Source organism: Hyphomicrobiales bacterium (genome assembly GCA_030688605.1).
Classification (GTDB): Bacteria; Pseudomonadota; Alphaproteobacteria; order Rhizobiales; family NORP267; genus JAUYJB01.
This window is the reverse complement of sequence record JAUYJB010000169.1, coordinates 1-9,486: the sequence shown is the minus strand read 5'-3', so window position 1 is coordinate 9,486 and position 9,486 is coordinate 1. Positions and strand designations below refer to the sequence as shown.

The window sequence follows — 9,486 nt, the reverse complement described above, 5'->3', positions numbered from 1 at the left end:
TCGGCGCCGGAAGTCGAAGCGATCATGATCCTCGCGGGCGCTTCCAACATCAGCCTGACGACGATCCGGCACTTCGGGCGCTCGTTCGTACTCGTGAAGGCCGGACCGACCACGGCGGCGTACTGCGTCGAAGAGAAGTTCTGGTTTGAAGTGAACTCCCCGACGCCGCTCTGGTACAAGGTCGCCTCGGTCATGCTCGGCGGCACGCAGGTTAATTATGCCGTCAGCAACGTCTCGACGAGCGGCAAGGTGTACCTGCAAAACCACGCATCGCTCGTGTTCGAGGACGACGGCGTGGCGTACACCGCGCGCGTCCAGAGCGGGCCGACTAACGAGGGCACGGATAACACGAAGTTCTATGAGGATCTGAACATTGAGGCGGACGTGGAAGCCTCGGCATCCGACCTCACCATCGCCGTGAGCGATGACGACTACGCCACGTACTCTACGCTCGGCACGGTGGATCTCTCGGCTGGGCGCCCGCTGCGGCTGACGCGGCTCGGCTCGGCGAGACAGCGCGCTTGGGCTTTGAGCCATAGTGCAAATACGCCGATGCGCCTGCGCCGCGCAGCCGGGCGCTTGACGATGGGCACATCGTGAACCCCTTCGATGACATGGAGATCGCCCGCGAATCGTTCGCCTACCGCGATCTGCTCGGGGCGGACCAGTGGGATGAGTTCACGGTCAGCACGAATGCCAGTTCAGTCGGCGCCCTCACTGCCGAGGGCCGCTATCGCATAGAAGGGCGCAAATGCGACTTCCAAGCGCTGCTGTCGGCAGCTACCACGGTCGCAACAGTGGCGCGGGTGACATTCATCAACCTGCCAACCTCTGCGGGCGGGTTGGCGGGCTTTGGCGTGATGATGAACGACACGGTTAACGAGGCAGTCGGGCTGTGCAGCATCAGCGTCAGTTCTTCGCGCTGCTACCTTCCGACACAAAACGCGACCAGCGACGTGCTGAAGGTGTACGGCTCGTTCGAGATTGGAGGCTGAGATGGCATGGCAATTCACAGGCGAAAGTGTCGAGTGGGTAGACGACGCCAATCCCAAGCTGGCCGACTTCCTGCAGAACGGCGGCCTTAACTTCGCCGATCCAGCCTTGCAGAAAGCGCTGCGCCAGTTCCAGCACCTCGGCAACGAAGGCGATCCGTTCTCCGATCCCGCCGCGATGGCGTGGGCGCTGCGCAGCCTCGGGGTGCAGCCCGATCAGCTCACGTCGGTCTTGCAGGGGAGCACCGGGCTCGATCCCAACTACCTCAACAGCGTGTATTCCAGCTACGGGGCGCTGGACAGCCGCTTGCAGGAGGCGAGCCAGGAAGGGCGGGGAGGGATTCTCGCCGGCCTCAGCAAGGGCATCGGCAGCGTGATGGACCCGGCGGCCGAGATTTTCGACCAGTACGGCGTGCCGATCACGGCTGCCGCGCTGCTCAGTGGTGCTGGTGCGTTCAGTGGCGCTGGCGCTAGTGCAGGCGGCACGGCGGCGGCGACCGAGGGCACGGCACTCGGCTCCGGCCTCACACCGGGGGCGGGCGGCGTCACCGGCCTTACGCCGGGAACTACGGCGGGCGGCATCGGCGGCGGTGCCGTCGGAACCGGCATCACGACGGCCATCCCGGCCACGAGCCCGTTTGCGTTGTCCGCTCTCGCCCCGACGATCGGCGCAGGCAGTTTTTTCCCCGGGATCGATGGCGTTTATGGCGCTTCCGGGGGCGGAACGGCAGCCGGCACGGCAGCCGGCGGCGGCGCCCTATCACGCTTGCTGGACGGTTCGGCGACGGCGGACGACTGGCTGGATCTGCTCGGCAGGGCCGCTCCGGCCGCGCTGGGCGCGTTCGCGAGCAACCAGCAGGCCAACTCCCTCTCCGACCTCGCCGAGCGCTACATGGGCTTCGGAGAGCCTTCCAGGGCACGTTTCGAGGGGTCTTTCGCGCCCGGCTTCAGCATGGCCAACGAGCCCGGTTATGCCGATGCCCTGAACCAGACAGCGAAGGCGACACTGCATGGGATGTCAGCGAATTTCGGCAATCCTTCAGATTCTCCGAATGCGTGGGCACAAACCCTCGAAGATCTGAACGCGAAGTTCGCTTATCCAGCATTGCAGAACTATCGGCAAGTAAACGCCAACACTGGGGGATTGGCGAGCTTCGCGCCAGCGGCCGTGAACGCTTCCGGTTCGGCGGTCAATGCCGAGAGAGGCATTTACGATTCTGTTGGCGGCGGCATTGCAGATGTGTTTCATCCCCCGAAATCGCTAGCCGACATTATGAGAGAGATCAGGAGAGCGGGATTCTGATGAAATCGTTCGGCAAAGTGTGCCCTAAGCATCCTGAGTTGAATGGGGAACGGTATCAGCGAAATTGCGTGTCATGCAAGAAGGAACGCGGGTCCACGTATGCGTCGCAGAACTGGCGTAAGTATTGGGAGCGAGATAAGGCGGCGTGGGCTCTCAACTCTGCAACATGGCGCTCCAAAAACAAGGACCATATAGCGCGCGTCAACTCCGCATGGGAGCGCAATAACCGAGCGCATAGAAACATGCGTCTGGCGACGCGCCGGGCTCTGCAACAAAATGCGACACCGCGGTGGGCTGATCTATCTGCCGTTAAGGCCGTATACGCAGAAGCGGATCGCATGACGAGGCAAACCGGCATCAAGCATAACGTCGATCACATCGTGCCGCTGCACTCTAACGTCGTATGCGGTCTGCATGTATCGCAAAACCTTAGAGTCGTGACACAAACTGAGAATTACAAAAAAGGCAATCGCTGGTGGCCTGACATGCCGGAGGAACATCATGGCACTCGCTGACATCCCCGGCTACGGCGCCTTCATAGAGCGTCGCCGGCAGAACGAGCAGAAGCCGTTGCAGGAGCTCCAACAGGCCGGCGCGGTCCAAGGGCTGCTCGCGAAGATGCAGGCGCAGCAGAAAGCGAAGGCATATGAAGCCGAACTTGCCGGTCTGGGGCCGGATGCGACGGAGGAACAGCAGATCGCCGTAGCGTCGAAATATGCTGGCCCTGAAAAGCTGCTGACCATGCGTCAGGGAGCGCTCGACCGGAAAGCGCAGCGCGACATCATGATTCAGGGCGCAGCCGACAAGCGCGACCAGAACAAGGCGCTGATTGATGCCCGCTACGACCAAATGGCGATGACGGCGGCGAACGAGGATCAGAAGCGGGCGCTGGAAGCGCGTCGAATCGAAGAAAAGACGGCCGCGGACAAGCGCCACGACGAGACGCTGCGGATGCTTGGAGTACAGCGTACCGAGACGCAGCGAGACATCGCCCAACTACGCGCTGACGTTGCGGCCAATAAGCCGGAGAAGCCGCTGACCGAGTTTCAGGGCAGGAACGTGCTATTCGGTACTCGCGCCGCGCAGTCGGACAAGATCCTGAAAACGCTGGAGGAGAAGGTCAGCCTTACCGGCATGGCCGCAGCCGGCACGCTCGGGGCGGCGGGCAATTTCGTAATGAGTTCCGAGCAGCGCCGCGTCAGGCAGGCGCAGCGCGATTTCGTCAACGCCGTGCTGCGGCAGGAATCGGGCGCCGTGATCTCGGACGCGGAATTCGACAATGCGACGAAGCAGTATTTCCCGGCACCGGGCGACGACAAGGCGACCATCGCTCAGAAGCGCGCGAACCGGGCGCTTGCAATCAAGGGATTCTCGCGGCTCGCCGGGCCTGGTGGCCCGGACGTTCAGACCATCATCGACGAGCCGCTGCTGCCGGGCGGGTCCACAGACGCTACGCCAACTGGCGGCTGGTCGATCCGGCCGCTTCCATGAGCCACGAACGTTCCGAAACCGTCCAAAGACCTGACGGAAGGTGGATAAACGTCTATGGGCGAGACACGCCCAAAGCTGGACAACAACTGCCAGGAACGCCAGATTTCCAGACGGTAGATGCCGCTGTAGCGGCAGCGAAACAGCGCTCAGAGAGCACGAAAGTACAGCGTTTCGAGGTCACAGCCCCGGATGGCAAGCGCTTCGAAATCACGGCACCAGAGGGCGCTACGCAGGAACAGGCGCTTGCCTACGCGCAGCAGCAGTTCTCGGCAAAACCCGCCCAACCTGCGCCCACCGCGGGCGAGCGTGGCAAGGCAGCGCTTGGCGGCGTGAACCGCGGCATCGCTGGCCTAGTCGGGCTCCCGGTAGACACCGCCGAGAATCTCGTGAACCTCGGCATCGCTGGAGTAGGGACGGCGGCGACCGCCCTTGGCAGGCCGGATCTCGCGCCAGATGTGCTCCGTGGCACACCCGGAGGCTCTGAGAGCGTCGCTAGGCTCATGGAGAAGGCGGGGATAGGCACTACCAACCCCCGCCCTGACGACCCCGCCAGCAGGCTCCTGCACACGGGCGGCATGATCGCCGGGGGATCAGTCTTCCCAGGTGCTCGTCCAGCACCTGCGGCAGTCGCAACGGTTGGCGGGGCGGTGGCCGGTGAAACGCTGGGGCCGGAATGGACCGGCGTCGGGGCGATGGCTCCGACCACCGCCAGAACAGGAGCCGCTGCGGCCAAAAACGCCGTCGCCGCCAGGGCGAGGCCGACCGTCGAGACGTTCCGCGCTGCCGGAGCCGAGCCGTCAGTAGGGCAGGCAACCGGGAACGTGTTTCTACATGGGCTCGAAAACCTTGCCGCCAAGTTCCCGGGCGGGGCTGGCGTCATGAAGAACTTCATCGCGAAGCAGCAACAGCAGATCGGTGCGAAGGCGAAAACTGGTGTTCCTGCGGAAGCGGCCGGGCGGGCGATCGAGAAGGGCGTCACCGGAACTGGCGGATTCCTAACTCGCACTCGGACGACGTGGCAGCGCCTGGACGACGACCTCGCTCGAAAGGTTGGGCCTGCGGCGACCTCGGCTCCGGCCAATACAGTTTCTGCGCTGGACGATCTCACCAGGGCTACGCCTGGGGCTGAGAAAACTACTGCGGCGCTCGTGAATCCAAAGGTCGCCCAGATCAAGGAAAACTTCCAAGCCGACTTGCAGGCGAATGCCGGCGTTATGCCGTTCGATGCGCTGCGGGCGCTTCGCTCCCGCGTCGGCTCGATGCTAGATGACGCGCTGGTAACGGGCATTCCCGGCGGCGAGCTGAAAAAGCTGTACGGCGCGCTGTCCGAAGATTTGAAGGTAGCGGCGAGCCAAGCCGGCGCTGGCAAAGAATTCGCGCGGCAGAACGCCTTCTACCGAGCCCGCATGGACCGCATCGAAAGCGTGCTGGAGCGCGTCATCGGCAAGGGCAAGCAGCCGGAGGACATCTTCAAGGCGATCAACCCGACCGATCCCGATCAGGCCAATAAGCTGCGCGCCGTGATGCGAAGCCTCGCCCCGGCCGAGCGCCAGGTCGTTACCGAGGCCGTGGTAAATCGCCTCGGCAAAGCGAAGCCAGGCAAGCAGGACGAAATGGGCGAAGTGTTCTCGTCGGAAACCTTCCTGACGAACTGGAACAAGCTGTCGCTTGGGGCGAAAGCGCAGCTTTTCCCTAATCCCCAAACGCTGACGAACGTAACGAAGATCGCCAATGCGGCGTCCGAGATTCGCACGGGCAGCGGCATCTATGCGAACCCGTCAGGCACGGCCGGATCATTCGCGGCTTACAGCGTTTACCTGTCGCCGCTTGCGAGCGTCGCGGCCGGTTCCGTTGCGCCAGTCGTGGCTGCTGGCAGTGCTGCGGCAACAGCGTATGTCGGCGCGAAGATGCTGACTAACCCCAAGGTCGTCAACTGGCTGGCGACGCCTGTCAATCCGGCGCGCCCAGGAGAGGCCGCAGCGCACCTCGCGCGGCTCGGCGTGATCTACAACCAGACCGATGACGCCGCGTTGAAGTCGGAACTCGAGCGGTTCATCGGCAGCGCGCAGCAATGACAAGAAGACGCCCATGTACGCCCACCTTCTCTGGATTCTGAAGCGCGCCTATCTCAGGCTCGGCCTCATCGCCCTGCTGGCCGGCTGTGCGTTCAGGAGACCGCGGTGAACGGCGATCCGCCTGACTTCTCCCTGCTGGCGAAGGTGCTAGGCGCCGCTGCCGTGGTAGCCGCGCCGATATGGACCTTCATCAAGCTCTGGGACAAAAAGGCCGACAAGAAAGCGATGGCCGAGCAATTCGCCGCCGTGACCGCAGAAATCACAATTCAGCGCGGGCACATTGCGAAGCTGTTCGACAAGATCAGCGAGTCGGAATCCAAAAGCGAGGAGCGACATCGCGAGCTGCTGATGTATCTCGTGAAGAAAGGAGAGTGACCATGGACCAGGAACGCATCTATCTGCGCCGCATCGTCGGAATCGTGCTCGCGGCGGTGGCTTTCTTCTGCCTGATCGTGCTCGGCGCGCGGTACGCCTACGCCGAGGAAACCTACAGCGCGGCGGATCAGAACGGCAAGCTCACGATCATGCTGGTAACGCCTTGCCCGCTCGGCCCGTGGTTCAAGGACTGGAAGGCGGCGAAATGGATATTCCGCGGACAGTTCTACGATGCCTGCTGGCGCGTGCAGCCAACGTCCGACGGGCGTCCGCAAATCGTCGTCATCGACTCCTCCGGGGTGATGTCGTCGCAGTCGCCGGGCGCGTTCAGGAAAGATGAGGGCGTGTGAGCTACCGCGCTATCGTGATGGCGGAAGGTGGAGGAGTCGAACCCCAGGCCCTACCGAGGTGCCCGCGTGCTGGTTTTCGAGACCAGTTGCCGCCCGCGCAGCGCCACCTTCCTTTTGATCTGGCGGAAGGTGCGAGGATCGAACTCGCGCAGCCCTGCTTAGGTGCTGGCCTCGGTTTAGCAAACCGGCGGTTTACCGCTCACCCAACCTTCCGTACTAGACGGATGATCGGGATCGACTGTGGAGCCAGCGGCGTGGATTCGGCGTTCGTGTTCGCATGGCAAGGCGGATTGTACTAGATGCAAGGCCGGCGCATCTACCCCGACGCCGAGGACCACGGCGCGATGAAATTCGCCGAGGGCGACTACGGCAAGACGATTCACGGCGAATGGCTGGCGTTCCCTCCGGGGGCATATCTCAAATCGCTCAAGCACCACGAGGTCGTTGAGCACGCGGACGGCACGATCACGGTTTCACCGTCTATCGAGTGGCCGGACTTTCACGGCTTCCTCGAAGGCGGCGTCTGGAGAAATTGCTACCCGTGAAAGTCGAGTTCCTGACCGAGCTTTACCTGCACCCGCTCGGCCCCGAGGAATTCACATTACTCGCTCCATTCGTGTTTCTGGTGGATGGCGCCAGATATGAGGCACCCACTGGCTTCCTTACTGACCTCGATAGCATACCTCGGCTCCCGTTCGCCTACTGGATTGCCAAAGGCCGTGCGATCAAGTCCTTCGTCATGCACGATCTGCTCTACGAGCTCCAGGTGCCCCGCAAGTGGGCAGACGATGCCATGCGCGCCGGGATGGCCGTCGAGAGGGTCGATAGCGCCCTAGGCAGCCTCATGTACGGCTTTGTCCGGCTTGGCGGCTCATCGCATTACGCGGTAGATACAGCGTGGCTGGAGGAGGCTCCGCCGCCGTAGCGCCGGTCATGCCCTCGCCGTGTTCTTCAGGGTCACAGCCATGTTTCCTTGTCCGCCAGTTTGGCAATCGCCCATTCCAGCGCATTCCGTTCCTTCACCAGTTCCTGCGTGTCGCACAGAGTCGTCGTGCAAATCCTGATGTCGAGCACTCCTTTGCGCACCATGAGCCGGTGCAGGTACTCGCGGTGCTTCTTGCTCATCCACTTAGGGCGCGGAAGATCGGTAGTGTTCATGGGAACACGAACCTGCATACGCCCTCCTTGATGGCCTTGCGGATTTCTTCCTTGCTGTCGAACGTGATGAGCAGCGCCATCGGGTAGGTATGCACCGTGCCATCCATGTCCTGCGACTTGATCTCGCCCATCTCGATGAGCTTGCCGTGGGCGGTAGGCTCTGGGACTGGATAGCCGAATTGCGGATCACATTCCATGTTCGTCCTTCCCTTCACAGTGTGCGGCGTCGGTGCCATTCTGTTTTTCACGCGCCGCATTGTCTGCCTTACGGATGCAGCCTTGAATGGTGCGGTAGAACATGGTGATCTCGAACCAGCCAGTCACGCACCCTTTGCCTGACTTCTCAAAACCCTCACAGAAGTGGATGAGCGCTTGCAGGCCGTCAAGGCTGGACTGAGTGATCCACACCGGCACTGTGATGCTCGGCTCGCTGTGCGGTTGTGGCCGGCAAATGTGCGAGTATTCGAGTAAATGAATCGGTCGGTCGCTCACGGCTTCGCCTTTGTGGAAGAACAGCGAAGCGCAATCCCAATCCTTATCCAGCGGCAGCACAGCGGGCAGACGACGCCCTTTCTTTCGGTCATCACGGCTTCGGCTCCGTCGCTTCACCGATCTCCTTCAGCAGACCACGAACGCGGTGCTCGATCTCCTCCAGCGCCCCCATCGCGTCACCCTCGAAGTGCTGACTGGCAAGCAGGCAGGCTTCTAGCCCCTGCTGGATGGCGCTCAATTCGGCGATATACTTGGCTGTCAGGTTCTCCCGCTTCATCTTTTCCTCTAGCCAGTCTCGGTTGCAGGCGTCGTAACGGCTGCGCGGTACGGTGTCACCGATAGAGGATGCCGCGCTTGCGGATGGGGAGGTTTCTGCGATTACCCGACGCTCCGTTTCCTTCGCCAAAAGGTCGGCCATTGTGTCGAAGTCTGTTTTGAGCAAGGCAGCTATGCGCTTCGCTGCCGATCCGATCCAGCTTCCTTGAACGATGTTGCCGTGCGCGTCCACGCATGATTTAAGCGCCCCGGCGACTTCCTTTTGGATGCGTTCTGCGGTGGCGATGTTGTCGCTCGGCTCAATAGAGGACGGGGCGGAGGCTATCTCGATCTCGCGGTCCTGTAGCTTGATGTAGGCAGCCACAAGACCGCGTATCTGATGCGCCATCACGTCGCAACCGGCGATGCGCCACGAGTCCTTGGGCATGTCGAGCGCCTTGGCGATTGCATCAAGCTTGCCATCGCGGTCTTCCAGCTCTGAGAACGCACCATCCTTGACACCCTCAAGACCCTCGTAAGCCAGAATCTTGTCCTCGGCCCACGTAGCGAGAGCGTCAGCAACTAGGCCGCGCCCGCCGGCATTCAGCCAGTAGATCGCATCCCTTACCCGTTCTGGCAATCTCGGTCTGCCGATGTAGTCCTCCATCGGTGCTTTAGAGGACGGGGCGGAGTGCCCTTGCGTGCTGCCGTATTTCTGCATCCAGTCGTCCGCATTGCGCCGAGACTCGGCCAGCTCGCGCTCAAGCTTGGCGGACGCTACCATGAGCGGAACAGCCGCAGGGCGATGTTCTGGCGGAATTTGGAGAAACGCTGCATCCGTCCGCGGGCTATCCGACATCACGGCTTAGACCTAGTGGAAGCACGTCGAGCCCATTTCGCCTTGCACCGCTCGCACTCGACAAGGCGAAGGTGAGCCGCACCATTCGCGCACATTTGGAACTCGGCCGCTCGTCTGATCGCCGCGCCGCAAATCG

The 9,486-nt window shown here is 62.2% G+C and carries 13 protein-coding genes and 1 tRNA gene; 9 read left to right on the top strand and 5 right to left on the bottom strand.

Translation table 11 applies throughout. From position 1 onward, the window contains the following. From Q8P46_17835 to Q8P46_17805, 7 genes are all read left to right on the top strand, one after another. A partial coding sequence (locus Q8P46_17835; GenBank protein MDP2622005.1) for a hypothetical protein occupies positions 1 to 600 on the top strand: 600 nt, incomplete at its 5' end. Next, complete coding sequence (locus tag Q8P46_17830; GenBank protein ID MDP2622004.1) at positions 597 to 995, top strand: hypothetical protein; 399 nt, start codon at positions 597 to 599, stop codon at positions 993 to 995. The genes Q8P46_17835 and Q8P46_17830, both read left to right, overlap by 4 nt. A 1-nt stretch (position 996) precedes the next feature. After that, a complete protein-coding gene (locus Q8P46_17825) occupies positions 997 to 2,295 on the top strand; it encodes a hypothetical protein (protein MDP2622003.1) in 1,299 nt (432 codons plus the stop codon). Between the two features lie 618 nt (positions 2,296 to 2,913). Further along, positions 2,914 to 3,786, top strand: a complete 873-nt coding sequence (locus Q8P46_17820) for a hypothetical protein (GenBank protein ID MDP2622002.1) — start codon at positions 2,914 to 2,916, stop codon at positions 3,784 to 3,786. Then, a complete protein-coding gene (locus Q8P46_17815) occupies positions 3,783 to 5,861 on the top strand; it encodes a hypothetical protein (GenBank protein MDP2622001.1) in 2,079 nt (692 codons plus the stop codon). Before Q8P46_17820 ends, Q8P46_17815 begins: the two co-directional genes overlap by 4 nt. 105 nt (positions 5,862 to 5,966) lie before the next feature. Further along, positions 5,967 to 6,236, top strand: a complete 270-nt coding sequence (locus Q8P46_17810; protein ID MDP2622000.1) for a hypothetical protein — start codon at positions 5,967 to 5,969, stop codon at positions 6,234 to 6,236. Between the two features lie 2 nt (positions 6,237 to 6,238). Then, positions 6,239 to 6,586, top strand: coding sequence for a hypothetical protein (locus tag Q8P46_17805; GenBank protein ID MDP2621999.1), 348 nt, complete (start codon positions 6,239 to 6,241; stop codon positions 6,584 to 6,586). 120 nt (positions 6,587 to 6,706) lie between these two features. On the opposite strand, the gene Q8P46_17800 is transcribed toward Q8P46_17805, so the two are convergent. Further along, positions 6,707 to 6,799, bottom strand: a tRNA-Ser gene (locus Q8P46_17800). Between the two features lie 86 nt (positions 6,800 to 6,885). Here Q8P46_17800 and Q8P46_17795 point away from each other — a divergent pair. Continuing rightward, positions 6,886 to 7,131: a hypothetical protein gene (locus Q8P46_17795; protein ID MDP2621998.1), complete on the top strand. Its 246-nt coding sequence runs from the start codon at positions 6,886 to 6,888 to the stop codon at positions 7,129 to 7,131. Beyond that, positions 7,128 to 7,511, top strand: a complete 384-nt coding sequence (locus Q8P46_17790) for a DUF1353 domain-containing protein (GenBank protein ID MDP2621997.1) — start codon at positions 7,128 to 7,130, stop codon at positions 7,509 to 7,511. The genes Q8P46_17795 and Q8P46_17790 overlap by 4 nt, the downstream gene beginning before the upstream one ends. A 32-nt stretch (positions 7,512 to 7,543) precedes the next feature. Here Q8P46_17790 and Q8P46_17785 read toward each other — a convergent pair whose 3' ends face one another. From Q8P46_17785 to Q8P46_17770, 4 genes are read right to left on the bottom strand one after another with little or no spacing between them, the layout of a single operon-like run. Then, positions 7,544 to 7,744 (bottom strand): hypothetical protein, encoded by a 201-nt coding sequence (locus Q8P46_17785; protein MDP2621996.1) that lies wholly within the window; start codon positions 7,742 to 7,744, stop codon positions 7,544 to 7,546. Next, on the bottom strand, positions 7,741 to 7,941 hold the full coding sequence (locus Q8P46_17780) for a hypothetical protein (protein ID MDP2621995.1): 201 nt from the start codon (positions 7,939 to 7,941) through the stop codon (positions 7,741 to 7,743). The genes Q8P46_17785 and Q8P46_17780 overlap by 4 nt, the downstream gene beginning before the upstream one ends. Next, a complete protein-coding gene (locus tag Q8P46_17775) occupies positions 7,931 to 8,353 on the bottom strand; it encodes a hypothetical protein (GenBank protein ID MDP2621994.1) in 423 nt (140 codons plus the stop codon). Before Q8P46_17775 ends, Q8P46_17780 begins: the two co-directional genes overlap by 11 nt. Then, a complete protein-coding gene (locus tag Q8P46_17770) occupies positions 8,328 to 9,275 on the bottom strand; it encodes a hypothetical protein (protein MDP2621993.1) in 948 nt (315 codons plus the stop codon). Before Q8P46_17770 ends, Q8P46_17775 begins: the two co-directional genes overlap by 26 nt. Positions 9,276 to 9,486 lie beyond the last annotated feature (211 nt).